Source organism: Thermomonas carbonis (genome assembly GCF_014396975.1).
Classification (GTDB): domain Bacteria; phylum Pseudomonadota; class Gammaproteobacteria; order Xanthomonadales; family Xanthomonadaceae; genus Thermomonas; species Thermomonas carbonis.
The window spans coordinates 2820810-2839406 of the sequence record NZ_CP060719.1; the positions used below are offsets into that span (position 1 = coordinate 2820810).

Consider the following 18597-nt stretch of genomic DNA (forward strand, 5'->3'; position numbering starts at 1 on the left):
ATCCGGAAAGACACCGGTTCACCGCGAGCGCATAGCGCGCGGCCACAACTCGAATCTTCACGCTGTCATGTCTCCTGGGAGGGAAAGACCATGTCAATGCGTTACAGCCGCACCACGGCCAGCCGGGGCGCGCATCGCCACCACATCCACGGTTTCAGGCGTTCGGCGCTGGCGCTGGGCATTGCGCTGCTGATCGCCGCGCCTGCCATGGCTCAGGACGCTGGCGCGGACGACAAGAAGGCGACGGACCTCGACAAGGTGACGGTCACCGGCATCCGTGGTTCGGTGCAGAAAGCGCAGGACATCAAGCGCGAGTCCGACACCTTCGTCGACTCGGTGACCGCCCTCGACATCGGCGCGTTGCCCGACCGCAGCGTCACCGAAACCCTGTCGCGCATCCCCGGCGTGACCATCGACCGCTTCCTGTCGGTCGGCGATCCGGAGCACTTCTCGGCCGAAGGCGGCGGTGTGCAGGTGCGTGGCCTGACCCAGGTGCGTTCCGAACTCAACGGCCGCGACAGCTTCTCGGCGTCCGGCGGGCGCAGCCTGAGCTTCGGCGACGTGCCGTCCGAGCTGATGGCCGGCGTGGACGTGTTCAAGAACCAGAAAGCCGACATGATCGAAGGCGGCCTGGGCGGCACGGTCAACCTGCGCACCTTCATGCCCTTCGACTTCGAGGGCCAGAAGATCGGTGCCAGCATGAGCGGCAACTACGGCGACTTCATCAAGGAATGGAAGCCTTCGATCTCCGGCCTCTACAGCAATCGCTGGAAGACCGAGGGCGGCGGCGAATTTGGCATCCTGGTCGATATCGCGCATTCGGAGCTGGCGACGCGCACCGATGGCCTGTTCGTGCGGCCGTTCTTCCGCAATTCCAACAATGACCTGGACGGCAACGGCAGCAACGAAGCCCTGTGGCTGCCGCGCGGTGCGGACTGGCGCACGCTGGAATACGAGCGCAAGCGCGATGGTGCCTACGTGGCCCTGCAGTGGCGTCCCAACGCCGATCTCGAGCTCTTCGCCACCGCCTTCCAGAGCAAGTACGACGAGCTCTGGTACGAGGACGCGATCTTCGTCTCCAACGACCCGCTGCAAGTGAGCATCGATGCGAGCCAGCCGTATGAACTCGAAGGCGATGTCTTCAAGTCCGGTCGCCTCACCCAGAGCGGCGGCGTGCCGATGGGTACCGACATCCGCGCCTCGCACCGCAAGTCCAAGACCACCGATTTCTCGTTCGGCCTCAAGTGGCTGCTGACCGACGCCACCGAATTCTCCACCGAACTGCAGTACATCAAGGCGAACACCAACAGCCTGGATTCCACGGTCTCGCTGGGCGTCAACGTGCCCTACATCGATGTCGACGTCAGCGGCGGCGTGCCTTCGATCGGTGTCAGCGAGGAGTTCACCGCGAATCCCGACAATTACTACTGGGGGTTCACCATGGACCACCAGGACGACAACGTCGCCAAGGAACTGGCGTTCCGCGCCGACCTCAAGCACAGCTTCGACAGCGGGGTGTTCCGCTCGATCAAGTTCGGCGTGCGCATGACCGACCGCGATGCGACCAGCATCGACACCGGCTACAACTGGAAGCCGGTGTTCCAGACCTGGATGCAGGGATGGGCGATACCGGGCGGGGCAATGCCGCCGCTGGACTTGAACGGTACGATCAACCAGAGCCAGGTCAACCTCAACACGTTCCAGAACTTCTACCGCGGAGGCGCCAACACGCCAGGTGCGTTCTTCGCCCCGAACCTTGCCTTGGCGCTCGGCTTCCCGGGCAGCTATGAGGCCATCCACGATGCCGCCATCCCGTACTTCATCAACGATTGCGGTTATGGCCAATACTGCAATTACACCACGACACCGATGGACGCCTCGCGCACCAACCTGCAGGGCGAGAAGACCAAGGCCGCCTACGCGATGCTCAACTTCGGCTTCGATGAGGCCTTCATCGAAGGCAACATCGGCGTGCGCGTGGTCCGTACCGAGAACAACGCCAGTGGTTTCCTGATCTATCCGAATCTCGCGCTGGCGCCATACCTCGGCGCGGGCCAGACCGAAGCGATCAGCGCCAGCAATTCCTACACCGACGTGCTTCCCAGCGTGAATGTGAAGTGGGAACCGAGCAAGAACATCATCCTGCGCTTCGCCGCGTCCAAGGCCATCGCACGGCCGGCCTTCAGCGACATGCAGGCGTACCAGATCCTGAATGCCGCCGTGAAATCGGGCTACACGCCGCCGGAGGGCACAACCTCTGTCCCGATCGAACAACTCGACCTGACCGGCAGCTCGTTCGACAACCCGTACCTGACCCCGATGAAGGCCAACCAGTTCGACCTGTCGCTGGAGTGGTACTTCGATCCGGACAAGGGCGGCATGGCCTGGGTCAACCTGTTCCACAAGGGCGTCAGCGACTACTTCCGTCGCCAGTCATCGCTGGTCACGTACCCGGGCGTGGACGGCAACGACTACGACTACCTGATCACCCGTCCGGTGAATGTCGGCACGGCGAAGATCCAGGGTGCGGAAATCGGCTGGAACCAGTTCTTCGATTTCCTGCCGGCGCCGTTCGACGGTTTCGGCATGTCGGCGAACTACACCTACATCAAGAGCTCGACCAGCGTGCCGAACAACCTGGACACGCAGCCGCTCGATACCGACGCCTCGACCTTCGGCGTCCTGCCGGCGGATGGCCTGTCGAAGAACTCGTACAACCTCGCCGGGTTCTACGAAAAGGGTCCGTGGCAGATCCGCCTGGCCTACAACTGGCGCAGCGAATACCTGCTGTCGATCGGCCCGAACGGCTACAACGGCGGCGACGGCGGCATCGCCTGGAAACTGCCGGTGTACAGCGACAGCTACGGCCAGCTGGACGGCTCGATCTTCTACAAGATCACCGACAACATCCAGGTCGGCCTGGAGATGAACAACCTCAACAATGCCGAACAGCGCACGATCATGGACCAGAACGGCGCGGGTCGTCGCACGACGTCGTGGTACGTCAATGACCGTCGTTACGCGGCCACGCTGCGGTTGACGTTCTGATCGGTGAAGGCGGGGAGGGGCGTGCCCCCTTCCTGCCAGACGATTTCCCCCGCCCCCCCCCACGGCGGACGCAGCCCCCAAGGGCCAAGCCTTCCTTGCCACACGGGTGCTCCTGCATGGCGCACCCACCCTGCAACCGAACGGGAGCATGCGATGCACGAATTCCGCCCCGCGTTCTCCATCTCCCGCCCGTCATTCGCGCGCCGCGAATGCTGGCGATGACGATGATGCGCCCGCGGATGCAGGGGCTTGCCGCCCTGCTGCTCGGGTCGCTGCTCGCGAACGTCTTCGTCGCCGATGTGTTGGCAGCCGATCCACCGGCCTATCGCTGGAAGAATGTCGCCATCGGTGGCGGCGGCTTCATCACCGGGCTGGTATTCCATCCCGCGCAGGAAGACGTGCTCTTCGCACGCACCGACATCGGCGGTGCCTACCGCTGGAATTCCGGTGAAAAGCGCTGGCAACCGTTGCTGGACTGGATGCCGGAAGCGGACAAGGGCCGCTTCGGCGTGGAGAGCATCGCGGTCGATCCTGCCGATGCCTCGAAGCTCTACATCGCGGCGGGTACCTATCTCAATGAGCGCGGCAGCGACGGGGTGATCCTGCGTTCGTCCGATGGCGGCGACACCTTCGAACGAGCAACCCTGCCGTTCAAGCTCGGCGGCAACGAGCAGGGACGCGGCAACGGCGAGCGCCTCGCAGTGGATCCGAACGATGGCCGCGTCTTGTTGTTCGGCACACGCGCGAACGGCCTGTGGCGCAGCGGCGACGACGGCGCGACGTGGCGCGAGATGACGATGTTCCCGGCGGTCGCGAAATCCGATTCCGCGGCAGTCACGTCGTGGAACGGGCTGCGGCCGGTGGGCATCGCGTTCGTCGCCTTCGATCCGGCAAGCGGCAACAAGGACAAGGCCTCGCGCACCCTGTATGCAGGCGTCTCTACCCGCGAAACCAGCCTGTTCCGCTCGCTCGACGCTGGCGCGAATTGGCAGGCGATCCCTGGCCAGCCGACTGGCTTGCGTCCCAACCACATGATCCGCGACGCGCGCGGTCGCTGGCTGCTGAGCTACGGCGACGAGCCCGGCCCCAACACCATGAACAATGGCGCGCTCTGGCGCTTCGATCCTGCCGATGGATCATGGACCGACATCAGTCCGCTGGCGCAATCGACCGACCGGCAAGGCGACGGCTTTGGCTGGGGGGCGGTGTCGGTGGATGCGAACAATGCCGATGTGATCGTGGCGACGACGTTCAATCGCTTTTCGCCCGGCGACGAGGTCATGCGCAGCGTCGATGGCGGCAAGACCTGGAAGCCGATGCTCGCGGGATCGCAGTACGACCGCAGCAACGCGCCATGGACCGCGGACAGCTCCCCGCACTGGATGGGCGATGTCGAGATCGATCCGCACGATCCGGATCGGGTCTGGTTCGTCACCGGCTATGGCGCGTGGGCATCGCGCAATGCGCGGGCGTTCGACGGCGGCGCAGCGGTGCAATGGGAATTCCCGATGCGCGGCCTGGAAGAAACCGTACCGCTGGCATTGCTCAGCCCACCGCAGGGCCCGCATCTGGTCAGCGGTCTGGGCGATATCGACGGCTTCGTTCACGATGACCTGGACATCGGCCAGCCGCGCTTCGCCGGCGTCCGTTTCTCCAATACCGAAAGCCTGGCGATGGCCGGCCAGCAGCCATCGACGATGGTGCGCGCGGGCCACTTCCATGACCGCCCCGCAGGCGCAGTCCGCGCCGCGTGGTCGCGCGATGGCGGCCACAGCTGGACCGCATTCGCCAGCGAACCGCCGGACGGCGAGGGCGCAGGGAAGATCACCATCGCTGCCGATGGCGCGCGGGTGATCTGGCATCCGCGCAAGGGCGGGCACTGGATCAGTGCCGATTTCGGCGGCCGCTGGCAGGCCGTGCAGGGATTGCCGAAGACCGCGGTGGTCGAAGCCGATGGCGTGCAGCCCGCCCTCTACTACGCTTACGACGCGAGCACCGGCAAGCTCTACATCAGCGGCGACGGCGGCACCGAATTCACCGAAGCGCGCGGAACCACCGGCGCAGTGGGCGACTGGATCCGCGCCGAACTGCGACCGGACCCGCGCGGTGGCGTGTGGATCGCGGCCGCCTGGCGCGGCCTGTTGCACTGGTCGCCGGGCAAGCTGACGCGCATTGCCGGCGTGGACAACGCGACGTCGCTTGGCTTGGGCGCATCGGCGAAGGCGGGCGATCCGCCGGTGCTGTTCGTGTACGGCAAGGTCGGCGGCACCCAGGGCCTGCATCGCTCCGATGACGGCGGCAAGCGCTGGCGGCGCATCGATGACGATGCGCATCGTTTCGCCGGCATGATCCGCCACGTCACCGGCGATCCGCGCGTGCACGGGCGGGTGTACTTCGGCACCGAAGGTCGTGGCATCTGGTACGGAGATCCGCAATGACACGCACGTTCGTACTCGCGATGTTGCTGGCCGGCACGCCCTCCGCACACGCGGTCGAATTGCCCCGCATGTTCAGCGATGGCATGGTCCTGCAGCGCGACCAGCCGATCCCGGTCTGGGGTCGTGCCACGCCGGGCGCGAAGGTCGTAGTGACCTTCGGCGGCAAGCCTGTGTCTGCGGTCGCCGACGCGAAGGGCAATTGGCGCGTGACGCTGTCGGCGCACGCTGCGGGCGGCCCATTGAAGATGCGTATCGACGACGGCAGCGCACCGGTCGAGTTGGATGACGTGCTGGTCGGCGACGTCTGGCTGGCCAGCGGGCAATCCAACATGGAATGGCCGCTGTCGCAGACCGATGATGCGGACGCCGCCATCGCTGCCGCCAACGATCCGCTGATCCGCCATTTCAAGATCCCGAAATCCTGGTCCAGCACGCCGCAATGGCAGTTGCAGGGTGGGGAATGGGTGTCGGCATCTCCGGCATCGGTCGGCCAGTTCTCCGCCGCCGCGTACTACATGGCGGTCGAACTGCGCAAGGCGACCGACGTGCCGATCGGCATCATCGACAGCACCTGGGGCGGCAGCCGCATCGAGGCCTGGATGGATGCGCCCACGCAGGGGCTGAATCCGGCGGATTCGTTCGAAGCCGAGCGCAAGGCACGCGCCGACGACGAACGCGCCACCGCCGAGGCACGACGCCGACTGGCGCAATGGCCGGAAAGTCGCGCCGACGACAGCGGCTGGCAGGCACCGGGCCTGGACACATCGACGTGGGCCTCGATCAAGGTGCCGGGCATCTGGGAATCGCAGGGCTGGGCGATCATCGATGGCGTCGCCTGGTATCGCACCGCCTTCAACCTCAGCGCGGCCGAAGCGAAGGCGGGGGTGACGCTGGCCGTCGGCCGCATCGACGATTCCGACACGACGTGGGTCAACGGCGTGCAGGTCGGCCAGACCACGCTGCAATACAACCTGCCGCGCGCGTATGCGGTGCCGGCGTCGGCATTGCATGCCGGCCGCAACGAGGTCGCGGTGAAGGTCACCGACCTCGGCGGCGGTGGCGGCGTGCATGGCGTCGCGTCCGAACTCCACGTGCAACTGGCCGACGGCTCGCGTCGCCCGCTCGACGGCGAATGGCGCTTCCGCATCGCCGATGCGCGGCTGGTCCCGGCCGACGACAACAAGAACCAGTTCCCGACGCTGCTGTACAACGCGATGATCCATCCGCTGCAGCCGTATGCGTTGCGCGGCGCGATCTGGTACCAGGGCGAATCCAATGCGTACGCGGTGGCCGAATCGCTGCGCTACCGCACGCTGTTTCCGGCGATGATCCAGCAGTGGCGCACGCAGTGGCAGGCACCGTCGATGCCGTTCCTGTGGGTGCAACTGGCCAGCTTCGGTTCCGGCGCAGACACGCCCGGCGAAAGTCCGTGGTCGGTGTTGCGCGAATCGCAGTCCGCCACGCTGGCATTGCCGGCCACCGCGCAAGTGGTAACGATCGACATCGGCGACCGCAAGGACATCCATCCGCGCAACAAGCGCGATGTCGGCGAGCGGCTGGCACTGGCCGCACGGGCGGTCGCCTATGGCGAATCGCTGGTGCATCGCGGGCCGATGCGGCGTGGCCTGCGGTTCGCCGACCATGCGGCGATCGTCGACTTCGACACAGGCGGCGCGGTACTGGTGGCACGCGGCGGTGGCCATGATGTGCGCGGATTCCAAATGGCAGGCGCGGATCGCGTGTTCCATCCGGCGCGTGCGCGAATCGACGGAGATCGCGTCGTGGTGCACAGCGATTCCGTCGTGACGCCGGTCGCCGTGCGCTACGGTTGGCGCGACGATGCCGGCGATGCCGATCTGGTGAACAGCGCGGGCCTGCCGGCATCGCCTTTCCGCAGCGACGACTGGTGAGGAACCACGCATGAAGACTGCAAGCCGAATTTTCCACGCCAGCCTGCTCGCATGCGCGATGGCGTTGGCGTTGCCTGCGAATGCGCAGACCGCGCCGATCCCGAAGGTGGTCACGAAGGACGGCCGTCATGCCTTGTTGGTGGATGGTGCGCCGTTCCTGGTGCTGGGTGCGCAGGTCAACAATTCCAGCAACTACCCGGCTGCACTCGACGATGTCTGGCCGGCCATCGACATGCTCAAGCCGAATACGGTGATGGTGCCGATCGCATGGGAGCAGGTCGAAGCGGAGGAGGGCAGGTTCGACTTTTCCTTCGTCGACACCTTGCTGGCGCAGGCGCGCGCGAACAAGGTGCGACTGGTGCTGCTGTGGTTCGCGACATGGAAGAACAACGGCCCCAACTATGCGCCGGCATGGGTGAAGCTGGACAACACCCGCTTCCCGCGCGTGATCACCGCCGACGGCCGCACGCTCAATTCGATGTCGCCGCACGCACAGGCGACGCTGGATGCCGACCGCAAGGCCTTCGCCCGGTTGATGCGGCACCTGAAGCAGGTCGACCTACAGCGCACCGTGATCATGGTGCAGCCGCAGAACGAGCCCGGCACCTACGGCGGCGTGCGGGACTTCTCGCCGCTCGCGCAGAAGCAGTTCGACTCCGCGGTACCGCAGGCATTGCTGGCGAAACTCGGCAAGCGACCGGGCACGTGGAAGCAGGTGTTCGGCGCCGATGCCGATGAGTTCTTCCATGCCTGGCACATCGCGCGCTTCATCGACCAGGTCGCCGAAGCCGGCAAGGCGGAATATCCGCTGCCGATGTACATCAACGCTGCCCTGCGCGGGCCGTTCAACCCGGGCCAGCCCGGTCAGTACGCCAGCGGCGGCCCGACCGACAACGTGCTGGACATCTACAAGGCCGCGGCCCCGCACATCGATGCGCTGACGCCGGACATCTACATGCCGGAGTACACGCACTACACCACGGTGCTGGAGCGCTACTCGCGCCCGGACAATGCGCTGTTCGTGTCCGAAACCGGCAACCGCGAAGAGTACGCACGCTATTTCTTCTCCGCGCTGGGCGAACAGGCGATCGGCTGGTCGCCGTTCGGCATCGATTTCTCGAAGTATTCGAACTGGCCGCTCGGTGCCAAGGCGATGACCCCGGAGACGCTGGAAGACTTCGCGCTGAACTATCGGTTGGTCGCACCGGCCGCTCGGCTGATCGCGCAGGCGAGTTTCGACGGCAAGGTGCGTGGCACCGCGGAACAGCCGGGCAAGCCGGTGCAGACGCTGAAGATCGACGAGCGCTGGAACATGGTGGTGACCTACGGCGTGCCGCAGTTCTGGTTCACCGGCGAGCCGCCGGGCAACCCGCAGCCGATCGGCCGTGCGCTTGTCGTGCAGATCGGTCCGGACGAATTCCTGGTCACCGGCGCGCATGCGCGGATCAACATCAACGCGTCGGAACCGAAGCGCGGCGACCGGCAGATCTACGAGTACGTGGACGAAGGCACCTACGACGTCGATGGCAAGTGGGTGTTCCGGCGCCGCTGGAACGGCGACCAGACCGACTACGGATTGAATTTTTCCAGCGCCACCCAGTTGTTGCGGGTGAAGCTGGCCAGCTATTGAGCGAGGAGCGAACGTGAAGCGAGTCATGCGATTGAACGTGCTGGCACTGGCCCTGTTGCCGGCGATGGCGATGGCACAGACCATCGAGAAGCAAGCAGATGGCGTGATCGTGCGGCCGGCCGATGCCAGCGCCGCCGACGTCCGCCTGCAGCTGGTCAACGACCGCATCGTCCGCGTCAGTGCGGACCTGGATGGCGACTTCGCCCGCAGTGCCAGCCTGATGCGCGTGCCGGTCAGTGGCACGCCTGCGTTCAAGCTGGTCGAGGGCAAGGAAAGCGTGCGCCTGCAGGCAAGCGGAATCGCCGCCGAGGTCTCGCTGCGCGATGGCCAGGTGCGCTTCTTCGACAAGGCCGGCAAGCCGCTGCTGTCCGAAGTCGATGGCGCGCGCGAGTTCATCGCAACCGAGTTCGAAGGCACGCCGTACTACAGCGTGCGCCAGCGCTTCGAATCGCAGGACGGCGAAGGGCAATACGGCACCGGCCTGCACCAGCAGGGCTGGATGAACCTCAAGGGCCGCGACGTCGAACTGCTCCAGCACAACATCGACAACGCGATCCCGTACCTGCTGTCCACGCGGGGCTACGGCATCCTCTGGGACAACAATTCGATCACCCGCTACGGCGATCCACGCGGCCTGCAGCCGCTGGGCACCACGCTCGACCTGTTCGATGCCGACGGCAACAAGGGCGCGCTGACCGCGCGCTACGGGGTCGGCGGCAAGCAGACGGTCGAGCGCCGCGAATCCGCGATCAACTACCAGTACATCAATGACCTCACGGCCTTCCCCGAGGCCGGCAAGAGCCTGGCCCAGGGCGGGCGCAGCGATGTGACCTGGGTCGGCAAGGTCGCCGCGCGCAGCGATGGCCGCCACACGTTCTCGCTGTACAACAGCGAATACGCGAAGGTGTACATCGACGGCAAGCTGGTCATCGACCGCTGGCGGCAGAACTGGAACCCGTGGCACCACGAGTTCGCGCTGGAAATGAAGGCCGGCGAACAGCACGACATCCGCGTCGAGTGGGATCGCATCGAGCCTGCCTACATCGCGCTGCTGCATCGCGATCCGCTGCCGAAGGCCGAGGCGACGGATCTGTCGATCTGGTCCGAAGCCGCGCAGATGATCGATTACTACGTGGTCGCCGGCGAGGATGGCGACGACGTGATCGCCGGCTATCGCCAGCTCACGGGCAAGGCGACCCTGCTGCCGAAGTGGTCGTATGGGTTCTGGCAGAGCCGCGAACGCTACAAGACCCAGGGCGAACTGACCGGCGCGCTGGACGAATACCGCCGCCGCAAGCTGCCGATCGACGCCATCGTGCTGGACTGGTCGTACTGGCCGGAGAACGCCTGGGGTTCGCACGATTTCGACGCGAAGAATTTCCCCGATCCGGAGGGCATGGTGAAGCACGTGCACGACCGCAACGCGCAGATCATGATTTCGGTATGGCCGAAGTTCTACCCGACCACGGAAAACTACAAGGAACTCGACGCCGCCGGCTTCATGTACAAGCGCAACATCGAGGTGGGCGAGGTCGACTGGATCGGCAAGGGTTACCTCAATTCGTTCTACGACCCGTACGCGAAGAAAGCCCAGGACATCTTCTGGCGGCAGATGAACGAGAAGCTCAACAGCAAGGGCTTCGATGCCTGGTGGCTGGATGCCAGCGAGCCCGACCTGCACAGCAACCTCGACATCGGCGAGCGCAAGGCGCGCACCACGCCGACCGCGCTCGGTTCCTCGGTCGAATACTTCAACAGCTATCCGCTGGCGCATTCGGAGGGCGTGTATCGCGGCTCGCGCGAGGTCGATCCGGACAAGCGCGTGTTCATCCTGTCGCGTGCGTTCTTCGCCGGCCAGCAGCGCGCCGGCGCAGCGTTCTGGAGCGGCGACATCGTGCCGCGCTGGGACGACCTGCGCGAGCAGATCTCCGGCCTGGTCAATGCCTCGATGGCGGGCGCGCCGAACGTGAGCTTCGACATCGGCGGCTTTTCGCCGGAGCAGCGCTACGTCGACAAGGACCCGGCGCATGTGCCGGAGTGGCGCGAGCTCAGCCTGCGCTGGTTCCAGCACGGCGCGTTCGTGCCGGTGTTCCGCCTGCATGGCCAGTATCCGTACCGGGAGATCTGGGAACTCGCGCCGGACGGCACCCCGGAACAGGACAGCTTCGTGCATTACCTGAAGCTGCGTTACTCGCTGCTGCCGTACATCTACACCCTGGCCGGCGACACCTGGCACAAGGACGGCACCATCCTGCGCACGCTGGCGCTGGATTTCCCGGACGATCCCAAGGTCCGCGACATCGCCGACCAGTACCTGTTCGGCCCGGCCTTCCTGGTCGCGCCGGTGACCACGTTCAAGGCGACGAGCCGACCGGTGTACCTGCCGGCCGGCAGCAGCTGGTTCGATTTCGAGACCGGCAAGCGCTTCGACGGCGGCCAGACCATCGAGGCCGCCGCGCCACTCGCGCGCATGCCGCTGTTCGTGCGTGCCGGCGCCATCGTGCCGCGCACCGTGGTCCAGCAGTACGTGGACGAACAACCGAACGCGCCGCTGACGATAGACGTCTACACCGGCGCCGACGGCAGCTTCTCGCTGTACGAGGATGCCGGCCGCGACTACGGCTACGAGCGTGGCGAGTTCAGTCGCATCCCGCTCACCTGGAACCAGCGCAGCGGCGAGCTGGCCATCGGCGCGCGCGAAGGCGGGTATCCCGGCATGCAGGCCGGTCGCGAGATCCACGTGCGCTTCATCGATGGCCCGCGTGCGGATGCCGGCGCGGTCGAACCCAAGGCCGATACCAGCGTCCGCTACGACGGCAAGCCGCTCGTGGTGAAGAAGCGCTGAGGTACCAGGTGTCACTGAGCCGGCGCACATTGCTCAAGGCCACCGCGGCGCTTGCCGCGATCGGCGGCAGTGGCGTGTCGTTGGCTGAGGCCATTCCGGCCGGTCATGGCACGACTCCATCGGCGAATCCTGATGTCGATGCAGCCGTGGCGGCTGCGCTGCGGCTTTGGTACCGCCGACCAGCAACACAGTGGGTCGAGGCCTTGCCGCTCGGCAACGGCCGCCTCGGCGCGATGGTCTGGGGCGGCGCGAAGCACGAGCGGATCCAGCTCAACGAAGACACGCTGTACGCCGGCGGTCCCTACGATCCGACGCCGCCCGGCGCGCTGGCCGCATTGCCGGAAGTGCGCCGCCTGCTGTTCTCGGGCCAGTACGCCGAAGCGGAGGCGCTGGCCAACGCCACGATGATGGCCACGCCGAAGAAGCAGATGCCGTACCAGCCGCTCGGCGACCTGGTGCTCGATTTCTTCGAAGTCTCCGAGACCAATGGCTACCGTCGCGAGCTCGACCTCGATACGGGGGTGGCGCTGTCCGCCTTCGAGGCACGCGGCCTGCAGCATCGTCGCGAAGTGCTCGTCTCGCCGGTCGACCAATGCATCGCAGTGCGGCTGTCGGGCGACAAGGCTAGGCGCATCTCGCTGCGCATCGGCCTCGACAGCGACCAGCCGGACGCGACTGTCGTTGCCGATGGCGACGCGGGCCTGCTCCTGCACGGCCGCAACCAGGCCGCGTTCGGCATCGATGGCAAGTTGCGCTTTGCGTTGCGCCTGCGCGTGCTGGCGACCGGCGGCCGCCTGCGTCATCACGGCGACCGCATCGAAGTGCGCGATGCCGACGAGGTCGTGCTGCTGCTGACTGCGGCGACCAGCTACAAACGCTTCGACGATGTCTCGGGCGATCCGGAATCGATCACCCGCGCGCAACTCGACAAGGCCGCAGGCAAGTCCTGGGCTTCATTGCGCGTTGCTCACGTTGCAGCACACCAGTCAATGTTCCGGCGCGTAGCGATCGACCTCGGCGGCAGCGATCCCGTCATCGCGGCACTGCCCACCGACGAGCGCGTGGCGCGCTTCGGCGAGGGCAAGGACCCGCAGCTCGCCGCGCTCTACCACCAGTTCGGCCGGTATCTCTTGATCGCCAGTTCCTTGCCGGGGAGCCAGCCGGCGAACCTGCAGGGGATCTGGAACGACCTGCTCGCGCCGCCGTGGGAGAGCAAGTACACGATCAACATCAACACCGAGATGAACTACTGGCCGAGCGAGGCCAATGCGCTGTACGAATGCGTGGAGCCGCTGGAACGCATGTTGTTCGAGCTGGCAGGGCAGGGCGCGCGCACGGCCAAGGCGATGTACGGCGCGCCCGGCTGGGTGGCCCACCACAACACCGACCTCTGGCGACAGACCGCGCCGATCGATGGAGCGGAGTGGGGCATGTGGCCGCTGGGTGGCGCGTGGTTGTTGCAGCAGTTGTGGGATCGTTGGGACTACGGCCGCGATCCCGCCTACCTGCGCAAGGTGTATCCGCTGTTCAAGGGCGCCGCCGAATTCTTCGCGGCGACACTGATGGAAGATCCGAACACCAACGCGATGGTCACCGCGCCGTCGATCTCACCGGAGAACCGCCATCCGTTCGGCGCCGCACTGTGCGCCGGACCGTCGATGGATGCGCAACTGCTGCGCGACCTGTTCGGGCAGTGCATCGAAGCGAGCGCGTTGCTCGGTGTCGATGCCGGCTTCGCAAAACAACTCGCCGACCTGCGCGAGCGCCTGCCGCCGCATCGCATCGGCAAGGCCGGGCAGTTGCAGGAATGGCAGCAGGACTGGGACATGCAGGCCCCGGAAATGCAGCATCGGCACGTCTCGCACCTGTATGCGCTGCATCCCTCGAGTCAGATCAACATGCGCGACACCCCTCAACTCGCGGCGGCGGCGAAGCGCTCACTGGAAATCCGCGGCGACGAGGCCACGGGTTGGGGCACCGCGTGGCGGTTGAACCTGTGGGCGCGCCTGCGCGATGGCGAGCATGCGTACAAGGTGCTGCAGATGCTGCTGTCGCCGCAGCGCACGTATCCGAATCTGTTCGATGCGCATCCACCGTTCCAGATCGATGGGAATTTCGGTGGCACCGCCGGCATCACCGAGATGCTGCTGCAGAGCTGGGGCGGCACGGTCTTCCTGCTGCCGGCACTGCCGAAGGCGTGGGCCACCGGATCGGTTCGCGGCTTGCGCGTGCGCAATGCGGCCGGCGTCGACCTGGCGTGGAAGGACGGTCGCCTCGCACGCGCCGTGCTGCGCAGCGACAAGGGCGGCGATTACGAGATCGCCTGCGGTGACGCGACATTGAAACTTCGACTGGCGGCCAACGAAGCCGCTGTTCTCCTTCTTCGCAACAACCAACTGGTACGCGCATGAGTCTTTACGCCGGCATCGATGCGGGCACCCAGAGCCTGAAGGTCGTGGTCTACGACCCAGCCACCAAGCAGGCCGTCGCCTGCGCCAGCGAAGCGCTGGCGCTCGACAGCCGCGACGACGGCAGCCGCGAGCAGGAACCCTCCGCTTGGGCGGACGCGATGCGCACCTGCTTCGGTCGCATCGACGCCGCCGTGCGTCGGCGCATCGTCGCGTTGTCGGTGTCCGGGCAGCAACATGGTTTCGTCGCGCTGGATGCCGATGGCAACGTACTCGCGCCGGCCAAGCTGTGGTGCGACACCAGCACCGCCGCGGAATGCGGGCAGATCATGGACGCGGTCGGTGGGCCGGGTGCGTGCATCACTAGTGCCGGCAATCCGATCCTCGCTGGCTACACCGCGTCCAAGTTGCCGTGGACACGCAAACATCGGCCCGAGGCATACGCACGGCTGGCGTCGATCCTGCTGCCGCACGATTACCTCAATTACATCCTCACCGGTCGCCGCTTCTGCGAGCACGGCGATGCCTCCGGCACCGGCTGGCTCGATGTGCGCAAGCGCGAGTGGTCGCCTGCGATGCTCGAGGCCACCGATCCGCGTCGCGACCTCGGCGAATGCCTGCCGACACTGGTCGCCGCCGATGCGTTGTTCGCCATCGACCCCGCCGAAGCGGCGGCGCTCGGCGTGCCGGAAACGGTGCGCGTCGCCGCCGGTGGTGGAGACAACATGATGGCGGCCTGGGGCACCGGCGCGGTCTCGGCCGGGCGACTGGTGATGAGTCTTGGCACGTCGGGCACGTTGTTCGCGTATTCCGACACGCCGGTCGTCAGCGATGCCGGCGAGTGGGCCGCGTTCTGTTCCTCGTCCGGCGGCTGGCTGCCGCTGATCTGCACGATGAACTGCACCGTCGCCACCGAGGCCGTGGCCAGGCTCGCCGGCTTCTCCACCCGCGACGGCGATGCGCACATCGCGGCGACGATACCCGGCGCGGACGGACTCACGTTGCTGCCGTTCTTCAACGGCGAACGCACGCCGAACCTGCCGCATGCGCGCGCGTCGTGGCATGGCATGGATGTCGCCAACACCACGCCCGCACACATGTATCGCGCGGCGATGGAAGGCGCGACCTTCAGCCTCAAGTACGGCTTCGATGCCTTCGTGCGCGCGGGCATGGCCTTCGAGGGCATCGTCCTGACCGGTGGCGGCGCCAACAGCGCGCAGTGGCGGCAACTGGTCGCCGATGTGTTCGGCCTGCCGGTGCAGGTGCCGTGGCAGGTCGAAGGCGCGGCGTTCGGCGCGGCCCTGCAGGCGCTGTGGGCAGTGCGGCGGGCGGCGGGCGAGGGCGTCACCCCCGCAAGCGTCTGCGCCGAACACGTCGGCATGGATCCCGCGCGTGCGGCACGTCCCGACAGGCGCAATGGCGATGCCTACGCGGCCGCGTACCAGCGCTTCCTCCATTACCTCGATGCGGTGCGCGCTGACGCCGCCGCGTCGTCTTCCATCGAGCCAGCCCCCGCAAGGATCGCAGCATGAGCAACCTCTTCATCGGCAACCGCGAATATTTCCCCGGCATCGGCCGGATCCCGTTCGAAGGGAAGGGCTCGGACAATCCGCTCGCGTTCAAGGCCTACGACGCCAACAAGGTGATCGGCGGCAAGACCATGCGCGAGCACCTGCGCTTCGCGGTCTGCTACTGGCACACCTTCTGCAATGCCGGCGCGGATCCCTTCGGGCCGGGCACGCGGCACTTCCCGTGGGACACCGGCACCGCCATGTCCACCGCCGAGGCCAAGGTCGATGCCGCGTTCGAGTTCTTCACCAAGCTCGGCGTGCCGTACTACTGCTTCCACGACATCGACCTGGCCCCGACGCCGACGACATCGGCCAGTACGAGAAGAACCTCAAGCACATGGTTGCCTTGGCGAAAGAGCGCCAGCAGGCGACCGGGGTCAAGCTGCTGTGGGGCACCGCGAACCTGTTCTCGCATCCGCGCTACATGAACGGTGCATCGACCAACCCGGACTTCAACGTGGTCGCCCGCGCGGCGGTGCAGGTCAAGAACGCCATCGACGCCACTGTCGAGCTCGGCGGCGAGCATTACGTGTTCTGGGGCGGCCGCGAAGGTTATGCCAGCCTGCACAACACGATGATGAAGCGCGAGCTCGATCATTTCGCGCGCTTCCTGACCATGGCCCGCGACTACGGCCGCAGCATCGGCTTCACCGGCAGCTTCTTCATCGAACCCAAGCCGATGGAACCGATGAAGCACCAGTACGACTTCGATTCCGCCACCGTTGCCGGCTTCCTCAAGGACCACGGCCTGCAGGACGACTTCAAGCTCAACATCGAAGCGAACCACGCCACCTTGAGCGGCCACACCTTCGAACACGACCTGCAGGTCGCCAGCGACCACGGCCTGCTTGGCAGCATCGACGCCAACCGCGGCAACGCGCAGAACGGTTGGGACACCGACCAGTTCCCGACCGACCTGTACGACACCGTCGGCGCGATGCTGGTGGTGTTGCGCCAGGGCGGGCTGGTCGGTGGTTTGAACTTCGATGCCAAGCCGCGCCGCGAGTCCACCGACATGGAAGACCTGTTCATCGCCCACGTCGGCGGCATGGACGCGTTCGCACGCGGGCTGGAAGTCGCCCATGGCCTGCTCAACGACTCTCCGTGGGAAAGCTGGCGCACACAACGCTATGCCAGCTTCGATGCAGGAAAGGGCAAGGCGTTCGAGGACGGCACGCTCTCGCTGGCCGACCTGCATGCGCTGGCACTCCGCAACGGCGAACCGACCCAGGCCAGCGGCAAGCAGGAACGCTACGAGAACCTGCTCAACCAATACCTGCTGCGCTGACCGCGGCCAACCATTCCTGGGAGGGAAGACCCATGTCCAGCGCCACGCTTGAACGCTCCATCGGCGGCGAGAACACCCGCCTCATCATCCTCATCAGTTGCGTGGCGACGATCGGCGGTTTCCTGTTCGGCTTCGACAGCGGCGTGATCAACGGCACCGTCGACGGACTGAAGGCGGCTTTCGGCTCCGATGCGGCGGTGACCGGCTTCAACGTCGCCTCGATGCTGCTCGGTTGCGCGGTCGGTGCGTGGTTCGCTGGCACCCTGGCGGATCGCTATGGCCGCCGCACGATGATGCTGTGGGCGGCGGTGTTCTTCATCGTCTCGGCCTGGGGCTCGGGCATCGCGACCTCGTCGATGGAGTTCGTGGTCTACCGGATCATCGGTGGGTTCGCGGTGGGCGCGGCCAGCGTGATGTCGCCGGCCTACATCGCCGAGGTCGCACCGGCGCGCTATCGCGGCCGGCTGGCGACGGTGCAGCAGATCGCGATCATCTCCGGCCTGTTCGCCGCGTTCCTCAGCAACTACCTGCTGGCGAAGGTCGCCACGTCGTCGCTGGCACCGTTGTGGCTGGGCTACGAGGCCTGGCGCTGGATGTTCTGGATCGAGCTCGCGCCGGCCGCCTTGTTCCTCATCGCACTGTGCTTCATCCCGGAAAGCCCGCGCTACCTCGTGGCGCGCGGGCTGCGCGAGCGCGCCGGTACGGTACTGGCGCGCCTGTACGGTACGGACCAGGGCGCGCGCAAGCTGGTGGAGATCGAAGCCTCGCTGGCCGAGGATCATCATCGGCCGCGCCTGTCGGACCTCCTCAGCAAGAGCACGGGAAAGATCCGCCCGATCGTCTGGGTCGGCGTTGGTCTTGCGACGTTCCAGCAGCTGGTCGGCATCAACGTGGTGTTCTATTACGGCGCGGTGCTGTGGCAGGCCGTCGGCTTCTCCGAACAGGATGCGCTGTTGATCAACGTGCTGTCCGGCGCACTCAGCATCGGTGCCTGCATCGTCACCGTGCTGCTGATCGACAAGGTCGGTCGCAAGCCGCTGTTGTGGGTCGGCTCCGCCGGCATGGCGGTGAGCCTGGCGCTGGTCGCGTTCGCGTTCGCCAACGGTTCGCTGGATGCGGCCGGCAAGCTGCAGTTGAGCGGCAACATGGGCGTGCTGGCGCTGGTGGCGGCCAACGTCTACGTGATCTTCTTCAACGTTTCCTGGGGCCCGGTGATGTGGGTGATGCTGGGCGAGATGTTCCCCAACCAGATCCGCGGTTCCGGACTTGCGGTGGCCGGCCTGGCGCAATGGGGCTCCAACTTCCTGATCACCTGGACATTCCCGATGCTGCTGGCCGGGATCGGCCTGGCCGCTGCCTATGGGTTGTACGCCGCGGCCGCACTCATCTCGGTGTTCTTCGTGCTGAAGTTCGTGCACGAAACCAAAGGCAGGGAACTGGAGCAGATGGAGGGATGAGC

At 66.1% G+C, this 18597-nt stretch carries 8 protein-coding genes and 1 pseudogene; all 9 read left to right on the forward strand.

The genetic code is table 11. From position 1 onward, the window contains the following. The first annotated feature begins 90 nt into the window (after nt 1-90). The 9 genes and pseudogenes from H9L16_RS13155 to H9L16_RS13195 all read left to right on the forward strand — a co-directional run bounded on the left by H9L16_RS13155 (nt 91) and on the right by H9L16_RS13195 (nt 18595). The gene (locus H9L16_RS13155; RefSeq protein WP_229796461.1) at nt 91-3048 is read left to right on the forward strand and encodes a TonB-dependent receptor; all 2958 of its coding nucleotides are present in this window, start codon (nt 91-93) and stop codon (nt 3046-3048) included. 218 nt (nt 3049-3266) lie between these two features. Next, a complete protein-coding gene (locus H9L16_RS13160) occupies nt 3267-5486 on the forward strand; it encodes a beta propeller repeat protein (protein WP_229796462.1) in 2220 nt (739 codons plus the stop codon). Then, nucleotides 5483-7396 carry a sialate O-acetylesterase gene (locus H9L16_RS13165; RefSeq protein ID WP_187552120.1) on the forward strand — a complete coding sequence of 638 codons (1914 nt, stop codon included), beginning with the start codon at nt 5483-5485 and terminating at the stop codon, nt 7394-7396. The genes H9L16_RS13160 and H9L16_RS13165 overlap by 4 nt, the downstream gene beginning before the upstream one ends. Nucleotides 7397-7406: 10 nt before the next feature. Then, nucleotides 7407-9026, forward strand: a complete 1620-nt coding sequence (locus H9L16_RS13170; RefSeq protein ID WP_187552121.1) for a DUF5597 domain-containing protein — start codon at nt 7407-7409, stop codon at nt 9024-9026. Nucleotides 9027-9051: 25 nt separating this feature from the next. Continuing rightward, nucleotides 9052-11871 (forward strand): TIM-barrel domain-containing protein, encoded by a 2820-nt coding sequence (locus H9L16_RS13175; RefSeq protein ID WP_187554191.1) that lies wholly within the window; start codon nt 9052-9054, stop codon nt 11869-11871. A gap of 8 nt (nt 11872-11879) precedes the next feature. Then, nucleotides 11880-14282: a glycoside hydrolase family 95 protein gene (locus H9L16_RS13180; RefSeq protein WP_187552122.1), complete on the forward strand. Its 2403-nt coding sequence runs from the start codon at nt 11880-11882 to the stop codon at nt 14280-14282. Continuing rightward, nucleotides 14279-15811: a xylulokinase gene (gene xylB, locus H9L16_RS13185; RefSeq protein ID WP_187552123.1), complete on the forward strand. Its 1533-nt coding sequence runs from the start codon at nt 14279-14281 to the stop codon at nt 15809-15811. Before H9L16_RS13180 ends, xylB begins: the two co-directional genes overlap by 4 nt. Further along, nucleotides 15808-17138 (forward strand): annotated as a pseudogene (gene xylA / locus H9L16_RS13190) (xylose isomerase). Before xylB ends, xylA begins: the two are co-directional and overlap by 4 nt. Before the next feature lie 32 nt (nt 17139-17170). After that, nucleotides 17171-18595 carry a sugar porter family MFS transporter gene (locus tag H9L16_RS13195; RefSeq protein ID WP_187552124.1) on the forward strand — a complete coding sequence of 475 codons (1425 nt, stop codon included), beginning with the start codon at nt 17171-17173 and terminating at the stop codon, nt 18593-18595. Nucleotides 18596-18597: the final 2 nt, after the last annotated feature.

What these genes read in the sequence shown, in the direction of transcription:
- H9L16_RS13160 (WP_229796462.1), top strand. Translation starts at nt 3,267, where the DNA reads ATGACGATGATGCGCCCGCGGATGCAGGGGCTTGCCGCCCTGCTGCTC.
- H9L16_RS13165 (WP_187552120.1), top strand. Translation starts at nt 5,483, where the DNA reads ATGACACGCACGTTCGTACTCGCGATGTTGCTGGCCGGCACGCCCTCC.
- H9L16_RS13175 (WP_187554191.1), top strand. Translation starts at nt 9,052, where the DNA reads ATGCGATTGAACGTGCTGGCACTGGCCCTGTTGCCGGCGATGGCGATG.
- H9L16_RS13195 (WP_187552124.1), top strand. Translation starts at nt 17,171, where the DNA reads ATGTCCAGCGCCACGCTTGAACGCTCCATCGGCGGCGAGAACACCCGC.
- H9L16_RS13170 (WP_187552121.1), top strand. Translation starts at nt 7,407, where the DNA reads ATGAAGACTGCAAGCCGAATTTTCCACGCCAGCCTGCTCGCATGCGCG.
- H9L16_RS13155 (WP_229796461.1), top strand. Translation starts at nt 91, where the DNA reads ATGTCAATGCGTTACAGCCGCACCACGGCCAGCCGGGGCGCGCATCGC.
- xylB (WP_187552123.1), top strand. Translation starts at nt 14,279, where the DNA reads ATGAGTCTTTACGCCGGCATCGATGCGGGCACCCAGAGCCTGAAGGTC.